The 19,323-nt window shown below is 53.4% G+C and carries 18 protein-coding genes; 5 read left to right on the plus strand and 13 right to left on the minus strand.

Going from position 1 to position 19,323, the window contains the following annotated elements; translation table 11 throughout:
* Nucleotides 1-110 precede the first annotated feature (110 nt).
* Nucleotides 111-1,526, minus strand: a complete 1,416-nt coding sequence (gene dnaB / locus HV041_RS18605) for a replicative DNA helicase (RefSeq protein ID WP_005132645.1) — start codon at nt 1,524-1,526, stop codon at nt 111-113.
* Nucleotides 1,527-1,590: 64 nt separating this feature from the next.
* Between dnaB and HV041_RS18610 the strand changes: the two genes are divergently transcribed.
* A complete protein-coding gene (locus HV041_RS18610) occupies nt 1,591-2,574 on the plus strand; it encodes a quinone oxidoreductase (protein WP_121585520.1) in 984 nt (327 codons plus the stop codon).
* 179 nt (nt 2,575-2,753) lie between these two features.
* On the opposite strand, the gene pspG is transcribed toward HV041_RS18610, so the two are convergent.
* The 3 genes from pspG to HV041_RS18625 form a co-directional block, all read right to left on the minus strand.
* Nucleotides 2,754-2,996, minus strand: coding sequence for an envelope stress response protein PspG (pspG, locus tag HV041_RS18615; RefSeq protein WP_048236348.1), 243 nt, complete (start codon nt 2,994-2,996; stop codon nt 2,754-2,756).
* A 133-nt stretch (nt 2,997-3,129) separates the two neighbouring features.
* On the minus strand, nt 3,130-4,128 hold the full coding sequence (gene dusA / locus HV041_RS18620; RefSeq protein WP_121585327.1) for a tRNA dihydrouridine(20/20a) synthase DusA: 999 nt from the start codon (nt 4,126-4,128) through the stop codon (nt 3,130-3,132).
* 107 nt (nt 4,129-4,235) lie between these two features.
* A complete protein-coding gene (locus HV041_RS18625; RefSeq protein ID WP_003031710.1) occupies nt 4,236-4,724 on the minus strand; it encodes a cupin domain-containing protein in 489 nt (162 codons plus the stop codon).
* Nucleotides 4,725-4,839: 115 nt separating this feature from the next.
* Here HV041_RS18625 and zur point away from each other — a divergent pair, with 115 nt between their 5' ends.
* Complete coding sequence (zur, locus tag HV041_RS18630) at nt 4,840-5,358, plus strand: zinc uptake transcriptional repressor Zur (RefSeq protein ID WP_048213929.1); 519 nt, start codon at nt 4,840-4,842, stop codon at nt 5,356-5,358.
* Nucleotides 5,359-5,402: 44 nt separating this feature from the next.
* Here the strand turns inward: zur and HV041_RS18635 are convergent, their stop codons facing one another.
* The 4 genes from HV041_RS18635 to HV041_RS18650 form a co-directional block, all read right to left on the minus strand.
* Complete coding sequence (locus HV041_RS18635) at nt 5,403-5,612, minus strand: CsbD family protein (protein WP_005132658.1); 210 nt, start codon at nt 5,610-5,612, stop codon at nt 5,403-5,405.
* Nucleotides 5,613-5,748: 136 nt separating this feature from the next.
* Complete coding sequence (gene dinF, locus HV041_RS18640; RefSeq protein WP_121585326.1) at nt 5,749-7,068, minus strand: MATE family efflux transporter DinF; 1,320 nt, start codon at nt 7,066-7,068, stop codon at nt 5,749-5,751.
* Between the two features lie 121 nt (nt 7,069-7,189).
* Entirely contained in the window at nt 7,190-7,798 is a 609-nt protein-coding gene (gene lexA / locus HV041_RS18645; RefSeq protein ID WP_003826596.1) for a transcriptional repressor LexA, read from the minus strand.
* A 109-nt stretch (nt 7,799-7,907) separates the two neighbouring features.
* A complete protein-coding gene (locus tag HV041_RS18650; protein ID WP_048213931.1) occupies nt 7,908-8,276 on the minus strand; it encodes a diacylglycerol kinase in 369 nt (122 codons plus the stop codon).
* Between the two features lie 171 nt (nt 8,277-8,447).
* Between HV041_RS18650 and plsB the strand changes: the two genes are divergently transcribed.
* Nucleotides 8,448-10,868, plus strand: a complete 2,421-nt coding sequence (gene plsB, locus HV041_RS18655; RefSeq protein ID WP_048213932.1) for a glycerol-3-phosphate 1-O-acyltransferase PlsB — start codon at nt 8,448-8,450, stop codon at nt 10,866-10,868.
* Between the two features lie 54 nt (nt 10,869-10,922).
* Here the strand turns inward: plsB and ubiA are convergent, their stop codons facing one another.
* From ubiA to malK, 5 genes are all read right to left on the minus strand, one after another.
* Nucleotides 10,923-11,795 carry a 4-hydroxybenzoate octaprenyltransferase gene (gene ubiA, locus HV041_RS18660; protein WP_005132667.1) on the minus strand — a complete coding sequence of 291 codons (873 nt, stop codon included), beginning with the start codon at nt 11,793-11,795 and terminating at the stop codon, nt 10,923-10,925.
* Nucleotides 11,796-11,808: 13 nt separating this feature from the next.
* Complete coding sequence (gene ubiC / locus HV041_RS18665; protein ID WP_003031688.1) at nt 11,809-12,306, minus strand: chorismate lyase; 498 nt, start codon at nt 12,304-12,306, stop codon at nt 11,809-11,811.
* A 179-nt stretch (nt 12,307-12,485) separates the two neighbouring features.
* Nucleotides 12,486-13,433 carry a maltose operon protein MalM gene (gene malM / locus HV041_RS18670; protein WP_061067019.1) on the minus strand — a complete coding sequence of 316 codons (948 nt, stop codon included), beginning with the start codon at nt 13,431-13,433 and terminating at the stop codon, nt 12,486-12,488.
* A gap of 113 nt (nt 13,434-13,546) precedes the next feature.
* On the minus strand, nt 13,547-14,902 hold the full coding sequence (locus tag HV041_RS18675; protein WP_048213936.1) for a maltoporin: 1,356 nt from the start codon (nt 14,900-14,902) through the stop codon (nt 13,547-13,549).
* A gap of 78 nt (nt 14,903-14,980) precedes the next feature.
* Nucleotides 14,981-16,090 carry a maltose/maltodextrin ABC transporter ATP-binding protein MalK gene (gene malK, locus HV041_RS18680; RefSeq protein ID WP_005132674.1) on the minus strand — a complete coding sequence of 370 codons (1,110 nt, stop codon included), beginning with the start codon at nt 16,088-16,090 and terminating at the stop codon, nt 14,981-14,983.
* A gap of 361 nt (nt 16,091-16,451) precedes the next feature.
* On the opposite strand from malK, the gene malE reads away from it, so the two are divergent.
* Both malE and malF read left to right on the plus strand, forming a co-directional pair.
* Complete coding sequence (gene malE, locus HV041_RS18685) at nt 16,452-17,642, plus strand: maltose/maltodextrin ABC transporter substrate-binding protein MalE (protein ID WP_048213937.1); 1,191 nt, start codon at nt 16,452-16,454, stop codon at nt 17,640-17,642.
* A 131-nt stretch (nt 17,643-17,773) separates the two neighbouring features.
* A complete protein-coding gene (gene malF, locus HV041_RS18690; protein WP_121585325.1) occupies nt 17,774-19,318 on the plus strand; it encodes a maltose ABC transporter permease MalF in 1,545 nt (514 codons plus the stop codon).
* The last annotated feature ends 5 nt before the right edge of the window (nt 19,319-19,323 follow it).

The raw sequence follows: 19,323 nt of genomic DNA on the forward strand, positions 1-19,323 counted from the left end.
CGTGTTGCAGGAAGGCGACAAGCCAGAGAATCCCCGGGAGCTTAGTAAACTAAGTGACCGGGGTGAACGGGCGTAGTCAACGCATCTGCAGCATGAAGGATGACGGAGATTTATTCGTCGTCGTATTGTGGGCCCGCATAATTATCGAAGCGGGACCACTGTCCGTTAAACGTCAGGCGCACCGTACCGATCGGACCGTTACGCTGCTTACCAATAATAATTTCGGCGATGCCTTTTAAGTCACTGTTTTCGTGATAAACCTCATCACGATAGATAAACATGATTAAGTCGGCATCCTGTTCGATGGAGCCGGATTCACGCAGATCCGAGTTAACCGGACGCTTGTCGGCGCGTTGTTCCAGAGAGCGGTTAAGCTGCGACAGCGCCACCACCGGCACATGCAGTTCTTTTGCTAACGCCTTCAGCGAGCGGGAGATTTCTGCAATTTCCAGCGTACGGTTGTCGGAGAGCGACGGCACGCGCATCAGCTGCAGGTAGTCGATCATGATAAGTCCGATACCGCCATGTTCACGGGCGATACGACGGGCACGCGAGCGCACTTCCGTTGGCGTCAGGCCGGAGGAGTCATCAATATAGATGTTTCGTTTCTCCAGCAAAATACCCATTGTTCCGGAAATTCGTGCCCAGTCTTCATCATCCAGTTGACCGGTACGGATTTTGGTTTGGTCTACGCGTGACAGCGAGGCCAGGGTACGCATCATGATCTGTTCTGAGGGCATTTCAAGACTAAAGATAAGAACCGGCTTATCCTGCAACATCGCCGCATTTTCGACGAGGTTCATTGCAAATGTCGTTTTACCCATCGACGGACGCGCGGCGACGATAATCAAGTCCGACGGCTGTAGACCCGCGGTCTTTTTGTTGAGGTCATCATAGCCGGTGTTTACGCCGGTGACGCCGTCGTGCGGCTGCTGGAACAACTGCTCGATACGCGCGACGGTGGCGTCGAGCACATCGGTGATGTTTTTCGGGCCTTCGTCTTTATTGGCGCGGCTTTCGGCGATTTTAAAGACGCGGGATTCCGCAAGATCCAGCAGGTCTTCACTGGAGCGCCCTTGCGGATCGAAACCAGCTTCCGCAATTTCATGGGCCACCGAAATCATGTCACGAACAACGGCGCGTTCGCGGACGATATCCGCATAAGCACTAATGTTCGCCGCACTTGGCGTGTTTTTAGATAACTCAGCCAGGTAAGCAAAGCCGCCGACGCTGTCCAGTTGTCCCTGAACCTCCAGCGATTCTGCGAGCGTGATCAGGTCGATAGGTTTTCCCATCTCCTGCAGTCGATGCATTTCCGTGAAGATGTGCCGGTGCGGTCGGGTATAGAAATCTTCCGCCACCACGCGCTCGGCCACATCGTCCCAGCGTTCGTTATCCAGCATTAAACCGCCCAACACCGACTGTTCCGCTTCAATCGAGTGCGGCGGTACTTTCAGCCCGGCGACCTGGGGATCGCGCTCACGAGCATCAGTCTGTTGTTTGTTGAAGGGTTTATTTCCTGCCATAGTGAATGGAGTTACCGAGATAATGATTGGGTCGAAAGATTACCACATTTCTTTTGGAGGAAGCATGGCAACGCGTATTGAATTTCACAAGCATGGTGGCCCTGATGTACTCAAGGCGGTGGAGTTTACACCCGTAGACCCGGCGGAAAACGAAATCCAGGTCGAGAACAAAGCTATTGGGATCAACTATATCGACACCTACATCCGCAGTGGTCTTTATCCGCCGCCATCTCTGCCCAGCGGCCTGGGTACCGAAGCTGCCGGCGTAGTCAGCAAAGTCGGCAGCAAAGTGACGCACATTAAAGCTGGCGATCGCGTGGTGTACGCCCAGTCTGCCCTTGGCGCCTACAGCTCAGTGCATAACGTTCCGGCCGATAAAGCCGCTATCCTGCCTAACGCTATCTCGTTTGAACAAGCCGCAGCCTCATTCCTGAAAGGGTTAACCGTTTTTTATCTGCTGCGTAAAACCTATGAAATTCAGCCTGATGAGCCGTTTTTGTTCCATGCGGCTGCGGGCGGCGTCGGGATGATTGCCTGCCAGTGGGCAAAAGCACTGGGCGCGAAGCTGATTGGTACCGTCGGCAGTGCGCAAAAAGCGCAAATTGCGCTGCAGGCCGGCGCATGGCAGGTCATTAACTACCGTGAAGAAAGTATCGTCGAACGGGTTAAGGAGATAACCGGCGGTAAAAAAGTGCGGGTGGTATACGACTCGGTGGGGAAAGATACCTGGGAAGCCTCGCTGGATTGTTTACAGCGCCGGGGACTAATGGTCAGCTTTGGTAATGCTTCCGGGCCAGTGACCGGCGTGAACTTAGGTATTCTGAACCAAAAAGGTTCGCTGTACGTGACCCGTCCTTCACTCCAGGGGTATATCACCAATCACCGCGAATTAACCGAAGCCAGCAATGAACTGTTCTCGCTGATTGCCAGCGGGGTGATCAAAGTGGATGTCGCGTCGGGTCAGAAATTTGCGTTAAGTGACGCACAACGGGCCCATGAAGTACTGGAAAGCCGGGCAACGCAGGGATCGAGTTTGCTAATCCCGTAAGATGACGGGGAAAGAAAGAATTAGGGCTTCCCGTGGGAAGCCCTTTCTTTTTTTAGTTCGGCTGTATTTAGGGTACAGCTCGATGAATTCGTTAACCTGGCAATAGTGACAGATTTGATAATCAATTCCTATTTGGTTCTAAAGGCAATGTTGCAGGTTGTGACGCACCGCTCAATACCTTAGTAAAATCGACGGTTATTGCGCTGATACTGTGGGACTTTTGGCGCTTTTATCGCCTTGATAACCCACACCACGGCAACAGCCAGTAGCAGCCAGGGCAACAGTTTAATCATCAAGGCAAATAGTCCGCCCAGAAACATCACTGCGGTGGCTACGATCAATGCGGCCAGAACGCCCAGCAAAGATACGCCGGTGACCATCAGCATGATAAAAAATCCAATCACAAAAAGTAGTTCCAGCATGGCTCTCTCCCGAAATGAAATTCTCTCCATTGCTTTACAAGAAACATGCCAAAAATAATGTATTGATTTATAAAGAAAACGCCCCGCGACAAAGCGCAGGGCGTGGTGAAATTAACTAACTTTTGGTGAAAACTTAACGCTTGTCTGCCACCAGCTTCAGCGCGTGCTCCAGTACGTTAATATCTGCCCCGGCTTTATGCGCATTTTCGCTCAGATAGCGACGCCACTGACGAGCCCCAGGGATCCCCTGAAACAGCCCCAACATGTGGCGGGTCACATGCCCCAGATACGTACCTTTACTCAGCTCCCGCTCAATATAGGGATACATGGCACGCACCACGGCGACAGGGTCTGCATCCGGCGTGGTCGCAGCAAAAATTTCACGGTCGACCGACGCCAGAATCCCCGGGTTTTGATAGGCTTCCCGGCCCACCATTACGCCGTCCATATATTGCAGATGCGTTTTTGCTTCTTCCAGTGATTTAATTCCGCCGTTAATCGACATCGTCAACTGCGGGAAATCACGCTTTAGCTGATAAACACGGTCATAATCCAGCGGTGGAATTTCGCGGTTTTCTTTCGGGCTTAACCCGGACAGCCAGGCCTTGCGGGCGTGAATGATAAACATCTCACATTCGCCGTTGCCAGATACCGTGTTGATGAAATCGCAGAGGAATTCGTAGCTGTCCTGGTCATCAATGCCGATACGCGTTTTCACCGTTACCGGAATCGACACCGCGTCGCGCATTGCTTTGACGCAATCGGCGACCAGTTGCGCATTCCCCATCAGGCAAGCGCCAAACATGCCATTCTGCACGCGGTCGGAAGGACAACCCACGTTGAGATTGATTTCGTCATAACCCCGCTGTTCAGCGAGCTTTGCGCACTGCGCCAGCGCCGCAGGATCGCTCCCGCCCAGTTGCAATGCGACTGGATGCTCTTCTTCGCTATACGCCAGATAATCGCCTTTACCATGAATGATCGCGCCGGTGGTTACCATCTCCGTATAGAGCAACGTCTGGCTGGACAGTAAGCGCAAAAAGTAGCGGCAGTGTCTGTCCGTCCAGTCGAGCATCGGCGCGATAGAAAAACGATGAGCGGGAAAAGCGGTAGACTGAGATTCAGGCAGCATGGCGAATATTCAAGCATCCGGTTAAAAAAGGGGCGCTACTATAGCATAGACCGTTACGATAGTGAGCCACATCCTCGCGGCTCACTCCCCCTGCCCCTCAACAAACGCTATTTGCGCCCCGGTTTTCCGTCGTGTGATCCGAAAAACTGCGGCGGATGGTCGACCCAGCGATCCTCACGTGTAGCGGCATAGACCGGGTTAAGCGGATAATAAATGCGGTTATATTTTTTGTTCGCCTCACCCACGACTAACAGACGCACCTCTTCGCTGGTGTTATTGATAAAGGTATGGCACACGCCTGTACCTGCCGGGAAACCGACGCTGTCGCCCGGTTCTAGCTTCCATAAATACCCGTTAATCCAGGCCTCAGGATAACCTTCCAGCACATAGATAAACTCTTCCTCATCGCTTTCAGCGTGCGGGTACGACGTGCGCCGACCCGGCGGCAGGCGTTCATGATGAATGCCGAGTCGTCCTAACCCCAACTTGCGGGCAAGCGGCGCGCCAATAGCAAATAGCTCATCGCTGTCGGGATAAGTGGAGTCATCAGCCCCCTCAACCTCACGCCAGTGGCGAATACAATCGGGTCTTTTCATGGTTATTTTCCAGTATTGCGATGCGTCAGGTATAGCACACCGCGGTGGATCTCGGCGTTTTAAGCAGAACATGTTAAAGTAAGGGATTAACCTTCCACGCAAATCGAGGCGCCAAATGGACAAAACCACCACGCAGGAGTTATTGGCTCAAGCTGAAAAACTCTGTGCGCAACGTAACGTGCGGCTCACGCCACAACGCCTCGAAGTGCTGCGCCTGATGAGCCTGCAGGAAGGGGCAATCAGCGCTTACGATCTGCTTGATCTGTTGAGGGAAACAGAACCACAGGCCAAGCCGCCTACCGTCTATCGTGCGCTCGATTTTCTGCTTGAACAAGGTTTTGTGCACAAAGTGGAGTCAACCAACAGCTATGTGCTTTGCCATCTGTTCGATCAGCCAACCCACTGCTCCGCAATGTTCATCTGCGACCGCTGTGGCGTGGTAAAAGAAGAGTGTGCGGAAGGCGTGGAAGATATTATGCATACGCTGGCAGCTAAAATGGGATTTGCTCTGCGCCATAATGTGATTGAAGCCCACGGCCTGTGTCCGGCATGTGTGGAAGTTGAATCATGCCGCCATCCTGGCGAATGCCAGCATGACCATACTATTCAGGTGAAAAAGAAAGTCGGGCGGTAAATAAAAGAGCGTACGTCCTTGTACTCTCAGGAGGGAGGGGTTAATTACCAGCGGTAATCGTTGCGTTTTTCCCAATCTTTAACTTCTTTCTCCGCCTGATCTTTCGCGTACCCGTATCGTTCCTGGACTTTACCAACCAGCTGGTCGCGTTTACCTTCAATGACCGTCATATCATCATCGGTCAGTTTGCCCCATTGCTCTTTCACTTTACCTTTGAACTGTTTCCAGTTACCACTGACTTCGTCTTTATTCATCATCAAGTCCTCATCGTTAGGTTGTGAATAGCGAGAGTGCCGCGCCCGAATACATGCTGTTTTTGCTGGACGTGATAGTAAGTGTAGTCAGGGATTCTGGGTTTTATTTACTATTCGGAATTTTTAACCATAGGCATCAGGCAAACCAGGTGCCATTACGCCAGTGACGTCGCCAGATGAAGGCCAGTGAAAGCCCGCGCAGCGCGAGAAAAACGGTTAACGCCAGCCACAAGCCGTGGTTTCCCAGCAGCGGTAAAGTCAGGAGCGTTAAGGCGAATCCCACTGCGGCAACGGCCATACTGTTGCGCATTTCTGCGGCACGCGTTGCGCCAATAAACATGCCGTCCAGCAGATAACACCACACACCCACCAGCGGCAAAACCACCTGCCAGAAAAGATAGCGATCGGCCAGGTGTTGGATTTGCGGCAGCGAGGTCAGCAGCGCCACAATCTGCTCGCCGAACAGGGCATAAACCATCGAAAACAGGACGGCCACAATACCCGACTGCCGGCAGGCCGCCCGCCAGACATCCAGCAACTGGCTACCATCGCGTGCCCCATAGGCCTGGCCAGAGTGCGCTTCCACGGCATAGGCAAACCCGTCCAGCGCATAGGCAGTGAACGTCAGCAGGGTCATCAGAACGGCATTGACCGCAATGACATCGCTACCGAGGCGAGCCCCGAGTACCGTGATAGCACCAAAGCAGAGTTGCAACAGCAGCGAACGCAGCATGATGTCACGGTTGAGCGCCAGCAAACGGCGGAAGTTGCCACGCCACGCCTGCTTCAGCATTGCCAGCGAAACTCCGCGCAAATGCAGGACTTTACGTACCATCATCAGACCGATAAGCAGCGTGGCATATTCGGCAATCACCGTCGCCAGTGCTGCACCCTGCACGTTCATATGTAGGCCCATCACCAGCCATAAATCGAGCACAATGTTAAGAATATTGCCAACAATCAACAGGATAACCGGCGCACGCGCATACTGAACGCCAAGCAACCAGCCGAGCAGCACCAGATTAGCCAGCGAGGCGGGTGCGCTTAACCAGCGGATTTCCAGGAAACGCCGGGCTTGTTCCAGTACCGCTTCACTTCCCCCGACAATATGCAGCGCTAAATCGATAATCGGCGTGCGAAACAGCGCGATAAGCAGCCCCGCTCCCAGCGCCAGTATCAGCGGTTGTACCAGCGCGCGCGCCAGCGCCTGAGGATTTTTCGCACCGAACGCCTGGGCCGTCAGGCCGGTGGTACTCATGCGTAAAAACAGCAGCAGCATAAAGAGAAAACTGGTCGCTGTTGCGCCGACAGCAACGCCACCCAGGTAGACCGGGCTATCCAAATGACCAATCACTGCGGTATCCACCAGCCCCAGCAGTGGGACAGTGATGTTGGAGAAAATCATCGGTAAGGCAAGGTGCCAGAGTGCTTTATCAGAGGAGGTAAAGAAAGGCATGGAAAAGAGCCTGAAAAGAAATTAACGCGTTTTTGCAGGCCCGATAAGCGTAGCATCATCGGGCAATTTGCCGGAGAGCAGCGTAAACGCCCTTTCCGGCCGACAAGAAATCAGCAGATCATTACAGCCATTCACCGTTACGAATTACGCCGACAGCCAACCCTTCAATGGTGAAGTTTTGCTCGCGCAGATCGACAACGATAGGTTTAAATTCACTGTTTTCCGGCAGAAGTTCAACCTTGTTGCCCTGCTTTTTCAGGCGCTTAACCGTGACTTCATCATCAATACGGGCAACAACAACCTGGCCGTTACGCACGTCCTGCGTTTTATGCACAGCCAGTAAATCGCCATCCATAATCCCGATATCTTTCATCGACATACCGCTGACGCGCAGCAGAAAGTCGGCGTTCGGTTTGAACAGTGATGGGTCAACCTGGTAATGGCCTTCGATGTGCTGCTGTGCCAGAAGTGGCTCACCGGCCGCGACACGACCAACAAGCGGTAAGCCTTCCTCTTCTTCCTGCAGCAGGCGAATACCACGCGATGCGCCAGAAACGATTTCCAGCACACCTTTACGCGCCAGTGCTTTCAGGTGTTCTTCAGCCGCGTTTGGGGAACGGAACCCCAAACGCTGCGCGATCTCCGCACGCGTCGGTGGCATACCTGTCTGGCTGATGTGATCTCTAATGAGATCAAACACCTCTTGCTGCCTGGCCGTTAACGCTTTCATTCCGCCCCCTGGGTGTATATACAGTTATGCTGTGAGTATATACAGCTAAAGGCGAATTTGGAACCGCAAACTGCACAAAAAACAGGAGATTTATGAAGTTGTGGAATCTTTATCGCAAATGCGACCACAACAGGATGCCCCAGGTGATCACAGCGACAAAAATAGAAAGCAATACCGCAGCCGATCCCATATCTTTCGCCCGACCAGAAAGCTCGTGATACTCAGAACCAATTCGGTCGACAACCGCCTCAATGGCGCTATTCAGAATTTCAACGATCATCACCAGCATCACCGAACCAATCAGCAGTACGCGGGTAATCGCGTCAACGTCCAGCCAGCAGGCAATTGCTACCCCCAACAGTACGGCAACGCTTTCCTGACGAAATGCCGCCTCATTGATCCATGCTGCGCGGAAACCTTGCCAGGAATAGCCTGCTGCTTTGATAATCCGAGTGAATCCAGTGGTATTATTGGCCATCAAAAGAACCTTTTTACATTATTAGCGTGAGTATTATTGCATCGTTACCCTGTTTGTTTCAGGGCATAAGCAAAGCTGCGCGAAGTATGACGGGATACCACAGAAATTCACTAAACTTTCTGATATCCTTGCAGCGCATTTGCATTATTAACCAGAGGCTTTACATCGTTTATGTCCGGCTGGCCACGAATTTACTACAAATTACTGAATTTACCATTAAGCATCCTGGTAAAAAGCAAGTCTATCCCGGCGGAACCCGCCCCGGAATTGGGACTCGATACCTCTCGTCCCATTATGTACGTCTTACCGTACAACTCAAAAGCTGACTTGCTGACACTGCGTGCCCAATGTCTGGTGCACGATCTCCCCGACCCACTGGAACCGCTGGAGATAGACGGGACTTTGCTGCCGCGCTACGTGTTTATACACGGCGGCCCGCGTGTATTCACCTATTACACGCCAAAAGAAGAGTCCATCAAGTTGTTCCATAACTATCTCGACTTACATCGCAGCAACCCCGATCTGGATGTTCAGATGGTGCCGGTGTCTGTGATGTTTGGCCGTGCTCCTGGGCGCGAGAAAGGCGAAGTCAATCCACCACTGCGCATGCTGAATGGCGTACAGAAATTCTTTGCTGTGTCCTGGCTGGGCCGCGACAGCTTTGTCCGCTTCTCACCTTCCGTCTCCCTGCGCCGCATGGCAGACGAACACGGCACAGATAAAACCATCGCGCAGAAACTGGCACGCGTGGCGCGTATGCACTTTGCCCGCCAGCGCTTAGCGGCGGTTGGCCCTCGCCTTCCTGCCCGCCAGGATCTGTTTAATAAACTGCTGGCCTCAAAAGCCATCGCACGCGCGGTGGAAGATGAAGCACGCAGCAAAAAAATCTCCCATGAAAAAGCGCAGCAAAACGCTATCGCATTGATGGAAGAGATTGCCGCCAACTTCTCCTACGAAATGATCCGCCTGACGGACCGTATTCTGGGCTTTACCTGGAACCGTCTGTATCAGGGGATTAACGTTCATAATGCGGAGCGCGTACGCCAACTGGCGCACGACGGACATGAAATCGTCTATGTGCCGTGCCACCGCAGCCATATGGACTACATGCTGCTGTCGTACGTTCTGTACCATCAGGGACTGGTTCCACCGCATATCGCGGCAGGGATCAACCTGAACTTCTGGCCGGCAGGTCCGATTTTCCGCCGTCTGGGCGCATTCTTTATTCGTCGTACGTTTAAAGGCAATAAGCTCTATTCCACCGTATTCCGCGAATACCTGGGCGAGTTGTTCAGCCGCGGCTATTCGGTTGAGTACTTTGTCGAAGGTGGGCGGTCGCGTACCGGCCGCCTGCTCGACCCGAAAACCGGCACCCTGTCGATGACCATTCAGGCGATGCTGCGCGGCGGTACGCGTCCGATTACCCTCGTACCGATCTACATCGGCTACGAGCACGTAATGGAAGTGGGCACCTACGCCAAAGAGCTGCGTGGCGCGACGAAAGAAAAAGAGAGCCTGCCGCAAATGCTGCGTGGCTTAAGCAAGCTGCGTAATCTGGGTCAGGGCTACGTTAACTTTGGCGAACCAATGCCGCTGATGACTTACCTCAACCAGCATGTGCCGGAGTGGCGTGAATCTATCGATCCTATCGAGTCTATCCGTCCTGCCTGGCTGACGCCGACGGTGAATAACATTGCTGCCGATCTGATGGTGCGCATTAACAACGCAGGCGCGGCCAACGCCATGAACCTGTGTTGTACCGCGCTGTTGGCTTCCCGCCAGCGCTCTCTGACCCGTGAACAGTTAACCGAGCAGCTCGACTGCTACCTGAGCCTGCTGCGCAACGTGCCGTACGCGACGGACTCAACCGTTCCCGCGCAGAGCGCCAGTGAACTGATCGACCACGCCTTGCAGATGAACAAGTTTGAGGTTGAGAAAGACACCATCGGTGACATCATTATTCTGCCGCGCGAGCAGGCGGTACTGATGACCTACTACCGCAACAACATTGCGCACATGCTGGTTCTGCCTTCGTTGATGGCAGCCATCGTGACTCAGCACCGTCGGATTTCACGCGCCGCATTGCAGCAGCATATTGAAGCGCTGTACCCGATGCTGAAAGCCGAGCTGTTCCTGCGTTGGGAGCGTGATGAGCTTGCCGGGGTAATTGACGAGCTGGCCAACGAAATGCAACGTCAGGGTCTGATAACCCTGCAGAACGATGAGCTGCATATCAACCCGGTTCATTCTCGCACGCTGCAGCTGTTGGCTGCGGGCGCGCGTGAAACGCTACAGCGCTATGCCATTACCTTCTGGCTGCTGAGTGCGAACCCGTCCATCAACCGCAGTACCCTGGAGAAAGAGAGCCGCACCGTGGCACAACGTCTTTCCGTGCTGCACGGTATCAACGCGCCTGAGTTCTTCGATAAAGCCGTGTTCAGCTCCCTGGTGCTGACGCTGCGTGACGAGGGCTACATCAGCGATACCGGTGATGCCGAACCGGAAGAGACGATGAAGATCTATCAGATGCTGGCCGAGCTGGTCACGTCCGATGTGCGTCTGACCATCGAAAGCGCAACGCAGGGCGAGTAAGCATAAAAAAACCGGTCGAAATGACCGGTTTTTATTTTGCAGGCTAAGCCAAACTCAAAGGTGCCAGTAGCTCATCGCCAGCCCTAAGAACAGTACCAGCCCCACATAGTTATTGTTCATAAACGCTTTAAAGCAGGCATCCCGTTCACGATCGACAATCAGTTTCTGCTGATACACAAACAGCGCGCCCGCCACCAGCAGTGACCAGTAATAGCCCAGCCCCAACCCGTTTAACCACCCCACCATCGCCATCAGCGCCAGCACACCGACCTGCAGAATGCCAATAATCAGCTTGTCGTTCTGGCCGAACAGAATGGCGGTCGATTTAATGCCAATTTTCAGATCGTCATCACGATCAACCATCGCATACTGCGTGTCATACGCCACCGCCCAGAGAATGTTGGCGAGGAACATCAGCCAGCAGCTCAGCGGTACAGATTCACTGACGGCGGCGAACGCCATGGGAATAGACCAGCCAAACGCCGCCCCCAGCACCACCTGCGGCAGGTGCGTATAGCGTTTCATGAAGGGATAAACCCACGCCAGTGCTAACGCCGCAACGGACAACAAAATCGTCATCGTGTTAAGAGTCAGAACCAGCAGAAAGGCGAGCAACACCAGCACAACAAACAGCGTTCGGGCCTCTTTCTCCGTGACTGCACCGCTCGGCAGCGGCCGGTTTGCGGTGCGTTTGACGTGTCCGTCAAATTTCCTGTCGGCATAATCATTCACCACGCAGCCGGCGGCGCGCATCAGCCACACACCGGCGACAAACACCGCCAGTATCCACAATTGCGGTACGCCAGGGGTCGCTACCCACAGCGCCCACAGCGTCGGCCAGAGCAGCAGTAAGGCACCGATTGGCTTATCCGTACGCATCAAGCGGTGAAACGCCAGCAGCTTATTCTGCGTCAGACTCCACTCCATCTTTATCTTCCTCTCAGTACAACGGCGATGCAGGCAAAAAAAGCTCGGTAAGCATCAGCGGCTTACCGCTCAGCCGCAGGCGGGAACGACGTCCCCACAGCGCTGCATCGCGGCCAATCTCAATAAAATCGCGGGTCAATGTCGATGATGTAAACAGATAGCGCCCGAGCGGGGTTTTCCCCAGATTTTGTAAAGCCAGTTCGGGGCCGCACAAGGTGGATTCAGGCACCACGGTCCGTCCGGCAAGCCAGGGTTCACCATCCGCACATAACAGGATTTCACGTAACCAATAGCGAGACTCTTTAGGCAGCAGCGTCAGTTCTTCAGCCACCTCATTTTGCCCAACGAATTCTTCGCGAATCAACGTTACGGTGACCTTTTTCCCCTGCTGCTCAAAACGTTTGGTCATGGAATCTTCCAGTAACAACCAGTCGAGCAGTTGGGGGTCCAGCGCCGGGATCGCATCAAAATAACGCAGCGCACGCAGTTGCGTTAACGCAGGGTGTGGCATGCCTTACTCTCCGATTTATAACCTGAAGGCATTGTATCGCAGAAAATGCATTACGGGGTGAGCAAACACAATTAAGTGATCGTCAGAGCAACATAAGTGTAACAAGTAGCATCGAAGGATAAAAAAAGTGCGCCAGGAGACGCACCAGTTGTTGCAAAATCAACAATGTGGGGAGATGGTTACCCCTTGCCTTTTACACTGCTGATAAAGGTGGAACGGGCAGATTTGGATCCCAGACGTTCAGCTTCATCAAGCAGCTTCAGCGCTTTATCAACATCACCTTTCGCCACGGCATCCTTAATCGCCTGGTTAAAATAGTTCTCAGTGTCATTCAGCATCGGCTCGCTTTTCTTCACCGGTTGCGGTGCCGGTGCGGCTACCGCGGCAGCCGGGGCTGCATAGGCCACCGCAGGTGCAGCGGTATTACCCACCGTCACCGGACCCGGGCCAGAGGAGCCAAACAGCGGCCCAACCAGCACGCTGGAGGTGCTGTTAGTTTTCACCTGCAGTTTCACCAGACCATCGGTAGTATGGCGGGCAATCGGGTCCGGAATATCCGGAACAGCATTGCCCACGCCCTTGGCATACGCTTTCGCCGGGTCAAGCAGCGTGGTGGTCTGTTGGAGATCTTTATCAGTAGTAAAGACCAGAACATAAAGCTTCTGCTGTCCCAGCGCTGGCGTCAGACGCATCACCCCTTCCAGGCGATCCGCACTCATCACACCCGGTGCCTGGTAGGTAAAGTAGCTGCTGGGGAAGAACGCAGATGGCGTCATGTTCTGATCAAGAATTAAAACGTTTGGCGCAAATACGCTGGTTTGTTGGTTAACTTCACTGCTCAGCGTCAGGGTCAGTTCACCAATATTGGCCGGTACGCTATAGGCGGCAACCGGGCCGCTAATACCGGCAATGTCCAGACGCTGTCCCGCTGTCGCCAACGGGGTTGACTGGGTTTTCGATTGGTCGACGGGCGTCCAGGCCAATTGTTGCAACGCAGCCGTCGGAATCGACGGTGCAGCTGCGGTGTCCTGCGGAACGATATTCACATCGGCCAGGCTGATTCCGGGAACGCTGGCAAATAACCCTGCCGATAAACAAAGGGCAACGAGACTTTTCTTCATTTTCATTGTTATCACCTCAGATAGCATGGGTTCAGCGGTGGCCAGGCAATAGCGCGCTAAACCGTAAGTAAGAGGGGCTTACGCCCCTCTTTAGGTCATTACGTCAGGTTAATGCTGGATTACCACCAGATTTCCATCTGGGCACCGAAGGACCACTCGTCGCTATCGCCACGGCTGGTTGTGCTGATACCGGAGTTGGTTGCAGCAGCATATTTAGAGACCTTATCTCCGTTTTTCACGTAGCCCCATTCTTCATCCCATTTGGCATAGGTTGCAAAGACGCGGATTGCCGGACGAGACCAGATGCTGTCGCCTGCCTGCCACTGTTGCGCCAGGGTGATTTTGTATTGGCTGTTGCGATCGCCAGTCTGTTGAGATTTGACGTTGTCGTAGCCGACTTCCATCAGGGTGCTCATGATTGGCGTCCATTTGTACATCGGACGAATACCCACGGTGTACCATTCAGTACCCAGGTCGTTATCCATGTCGATATTCTGATACATACCGACGTACATCAGGTCCCACTTATCGCCCAGAGAGATAGCACCGTGGTCAAGTACGCGCACCAGGCTACCGTTGTTATTGATGTTGTTGTTTACATGATGGATAACGGGATCATTTGGTGTTGCCTGGGTATCGAAGGTTGAACCGTAAGTACCCTGCGAGCCACCTTTACCCTGCGTGGTCATCGCGTCAGTTGCATACTGAACCACAAACTTGTTATAGCCCTTCAGCATACTCTGAGTATGTTCTGCAGTGAACATCCAGCCATCTTTAGACGCGCTATCCGCGTAGCTATAACCGTCAGTTTTATTCGCACGACCGTAGTCAACACCCAGTTCCAGCATGCCGTCCGGGTTAATGGCCATCTGCGCTAAACGCATGTCGAATACGTCGTTCGCGGTATCTTTGGATGTGTCGTAGATATTCTGGCTACTGAAGGTGTAAGAACCACCCGCTTCCTGAGAACGGGTTGCGGCCAGAGACAGCTTACCAAAGCCCAGATCGATGTTTTCAATACCGGCACCAGGACCTGAAATATCCCAGTAGTAGAAGTCGATCATATGGACGTCATGACGCTGATAGAAACGTTTACCGGCCCAGATGGTGGAACCCGGCAGCCATTCAATCAGGTTTTTACCCTGCACGTTGGCTTCGCGGAAAGCAGGATCGGTCGCTTCCCAGTCATTCTGCTGTGCAACAGAGTAGGCAACGTTAGTGTCGAAGTAGAAGCTCTTATCGCCTTCTTTCCACACTTCCTGGCCCAGCTTAATTTCGGCATAGGTTTCACATTCGTTACCGAGACGGTATTTACTTTGGGCACCGGTTGCCTGGAAACATTGTTGTTCGCCGCCACTACCCGTCCAGCCAATGCCGGAACGAGCATAACCATGGAAATCGACAGCCATTGCCTGAACAGACATAATGCCTGCTGCCACAGCAACCGCCAGAGGAAGTTTGCGCAGAGTAATCATCGTTCTATCTCCTGAGATCATTGCTTTTCTTTAAACGCTTCACCTTGACGGTTTTGCGCTTTTTTTTAATGGGATACCTTAAACGCCCGGCTCTTGATGCAACCGACGACATGCAGTGCCATCCTCACGGAACAGATGGCAACGCTCTGGCGGCAGGCCGATAGCGAATGTGGCACCCTCTTCTACCAACACCACGTCGTTCTGGCGGTAAACCAGGTTCTGACGGATGGCGGGGATCTGGATATGGATTTGTGTTTCGTGACCAAGCTGCTCGACTACCTGTACTTCACCTTCGAGGGTGACATCAGCAATATCGCTGGGCAGCAGATGTTCCGGGCGGATACCCAAAGACATATTGGCGCCGACCTGCACCGCACGGCTTTCCACTGGTAGCCATATTTGCTGGCGGTTAGGCAGCTCAACCTGAACCTGATCGATCGCCGTTGCCGTCACTTTCACCGGCAGGAAGTTCATCTTTGGCGAACCAATAAACCCGGCAACAAAGCGGTCAGCCGGGTAGTGGTACAGCTCCAGGGGTTTACCTACCTGCGCGACGCGGCCGGCATCCAGCACCACAATTTTGTCGGCCAGGGTCATCGCTTCGACCTGATCGTGGGTGACGTAAATCATCGTGCGGCCAAGACGCTTATGCAGGCGGGAGATTTCAATGCGCATCTGGACGCGCAGTGCGGCATCGAGGTTTGACAGCGGTTCGTCCAACAGAAAGACTCGCGGCTCTGCAACCAACGTACGGCCAATAGCCACACGCTGACGTTGTCCACCAGAGAGCGCTTTGGGTTTGCGCTCCAGCAGATGGGCCAGTTGCAGCACTTCTGCGACCTGATTAACACGCTGGTTCATCACCTCTTTTTTGGCACCTGCCAGCTTGAGACCGAACGACATGTTTTCGGCGACGGACAAATGGGGATACAGCGCATAGGACTGGAAGACCATCCCCACGCCACGTTCGGCGGGCGGAATGTCGTTCATCCGGGTCTCCCCGATAAACAAATCACCACTGGTGATGGTTTCAAGTCCGGCGATCATACGCAGCAAGGTTGACTTACCACAGCCTGACGGTCCGACAAACACCACGAATTCCCCTTCGTGAATGTCGAGATTGATATCTTTCGATACCACCACGTCACCCCAGGCTTTCGTTACATTTCGCAGCTGTACGCTCGCCATGCCCTTCTCCCTTCGTTACAACCTGTCATCGACAGCAACATTCATTGATGGATTGACTATGCGTTATCCCTTAACGGCGTGAATCCTCCACCCCCCGGCTTTTTTATGGGGGAGGAGGCGGGAGGATGAGAGAGCAGCGTCTGAGACCCTGGCTGTACGCCGTGGAGGAATTTCGTGATGTCGCTTGCAAAAATCAGTGGGTTTTTATGTGCGCCAGTACGCATTACTCACATTTATGTAACACAGATCACATAAAGAATGGGTGGGGCGTAGGGGTAAGGAGGATGGAAAGAGGTTGTCGTATAAAGAAACTAGTCACCGTTAAGCCACCTCTGCAAAATCACCAAACAGGATGGGAACTATGAAAATCAAAACTGGCGCACGCATCCTCGCATTGTCCGCATTGACGACGATGATGTTCTCCGCCTCGGCTCTCGCCAAGATTGAAGAAGGTAAGCTGGTTATCTGGATTAACGGCGATAAAGGCTACAACGGCCTCGCTGAAGTAGGCAAAAAATTCGAGAAAGACACGGGTATCAAAGTCACCATTGAGCACCCGGACAAACTAGAAGAAAAATTCCCGCAGGTTGCCGCGACCGGTGATGGCCCGGACATCATCTTCTGGGCACATGACCGCTTTGGCGGCTACGCGCAGTCTGGCCTGCTGGCTGAAATCACCCCGGATAAAGCGTTCCAGGACAAACTCTATCCGTTCACCTGGGATGCCGTACGCTATAACGGCAAGCTGATTGCTTACCCAATCGCGGTTGAAGCGCTGTCGCTGATTTACAACAAAGACCTCGTGCCAAATCCACCGAAAACCTGGGAAGAGATCCCAGCGCTGGATAAGACACTGAAGGCGAAGGGTAAATCTGCGCTGATGTTCAACCTGCAAGAACCGTACTTCACCTGGCCGCTGATTGCTGCCGACGGCGGTTACGCGTTCAAGTTTGAAAACGGCAAATATGACGTGAAAGACGTGGGCGTGGACAACGCTGGCGCGAAAGCGGGTCTGACCTTCCTGGTTGACCTCATCAAGAACAAACACATGAACGCGGATACCGACTACTCCATCGCAGAAGCGGCCTTCAACAAGGGCGAAACGGCGATGACCATCAACGGTCCGTGGGCGTGGTCGAACATCGACAAGAGCAAAATTAACTACGGCGTCACGCTGCTGCCAACCTTCAAAGGCAAAGCGTCTAAACCGTTTGTTGGGGTACTGAGCGCCGGTATTAACGCCGCCAGCCCGAACAAAGAACTGGCGAAAGAGTTCCTCGAAAACTACCTGCTGACCGACCAGGGTCTGGATGAAGTGAACAAGGACAAACCGCTGGGTGCCGTGGCGCTGAAATCCTTCCAGGATCAATTAGCAAAAGACCCACGTATCGCCGCCACCATGGATAACGCCCAGAAAGGCGAAATCATGCCGAACATCCCGCAGATGTCAGCATTCTGGTACGCCGTTCGTACCGCAGTGATCAACGCAGCCAGCGGTCGTCAGACTGTTGATGCTGCACTGAAAGACGCGCAGGGTCGTATCACCAAGTAGTGCTGTAGCACACGTGCCGGATGGCGGCATAAATGCCTTATCCGGCCTACAACTTACCGTAGGCCTGATAAGCGCAGCGCCATCAGGCACGCTGACCAACAGGTTTTCATTGTTGTTGAGGATTGAACCCCATGGATGTCATTAAAAAGAAACACTGGTGGCAAAGCGACACACTGAAATGGTCAGTGATGGGTCTGCTTGGGCTACTGGTCGGTTACCTTGTTGTTTTGATGTACGCTCAGGGGGAGTACCTGTTTGCCATCATGACGCTGATTTTAAGCTCTGCTGGCCTGTATATTTTCGCTAACCGTAAAGCCTATGCCTGGCGTTATGTTTATCCTGGCGTCGCGGGGATGGGGCTGTTTGTTCTGTTTCCGTTGGTTTGCACCATCGCCATTGCCTTTACCAACTACAGCAGCACTAACCAACTGACCTTTGAACGTGCTCAACAAGTCCTGATGGAGCGATCATATCAGGCGGGCAAAACCTATAACTTCGGCCTGTATCCGGCGGGTGATGAGTGGCAATTGGCCCTTACCGACGGTGAAACAGGAAAAAATTACGTTTCCGACGCCTTTAAATTTGGCGGCGAGCAGAAACTGCAACTGAAGGACGCAGATGCACTGCCAACTGGCGAACGCGCGACGCTGCGCATCATCACCCAAAATCGTCAGGCGCTGACGCAGTTAACGGCCATTCTGCCGGATGACAGCAAAGTTATCATGAGTTCACTGCGTCAGTTCTCCGGCACGCAGCCGCTCTATACGCTCGCTGATGACGGCACACTCACCAATAACCAGAGCGGCGTAAAATACCGCGCCAACAACGATATTGGTTACTATCAGGCCATTAACGCTGACGGGAGCTGGGGTACAGAAAAGCTCAGCCCAGGCTATACCGTCGCTATTGGGTGGGACAACTTCACCCGCGTCTTTACCGACGAGGGCATCCAGAAGCCGTTCTTCGCCATCTTTGTCTGGACGGTAGTCTTCTCGGTACTGACCGTTATTTTGACCGTTGCCGTAGGGATGGTGCTGGCCTGTCTGGTGCAGTGGGAATCCCTGAAAGGCAAAGCGATTTACCGCGTCCTGCTGATCCTGCCCTATGCCGTGCCGTCGTTTATCTCGATTCTGATTTTCAAAGGATTGTTCAACCAAAGCTTTGGTGAAATCAACATGATGCTGAGCACACTGTTTGGCATCAAACCGGCCTGGTTCAGCGACCCGACCACCGCGCGTTCGATGATTATCATCGTCAACACCTGGCTCGGCTATCCGTACATGATGATCCTGTGCATGGGGCTACTGAAGGCGATTCCTGATGACCTGTATGAAGCATCAGCAATGGATGGCGCCGGTCCGTTCCAGAACTTCTTTAAGATTACGCTTCCGCTGCTGATTAAGCCGCTAACGCCGCTGATGATTGCCAGCTTTGCCTTTAACTTTAACAACTTCGTGCTGATTCAACTGTTGACCAACGGTGGCCCGGACCGACTTGGCACCACCACACCAGCCGGTTATACCGACCTGCTCGTGAGCTACACCTACCGTATCGCCTTTGAAGGCGGTGGCGGGCAGGACTTCGGTCTGGCGGCGGCGATTGCCACGCTGATCTTCCTGCTGGTAGGCGCACTGGCGATCGTGAACCTGAAAGCCACACGTATGAAATTCGACTAAGGAGG

It is taken from the genome of Citrobacter sp. RHBSTW-00029, assembly GCF_014104295.1.
Classification (GTDB): Bacteria; Pseudomonadota; Gammaproteobacteria; order Enterobacterales; family Enterobacteriaceae; genus Citrobacter; species Citrobacter youngae.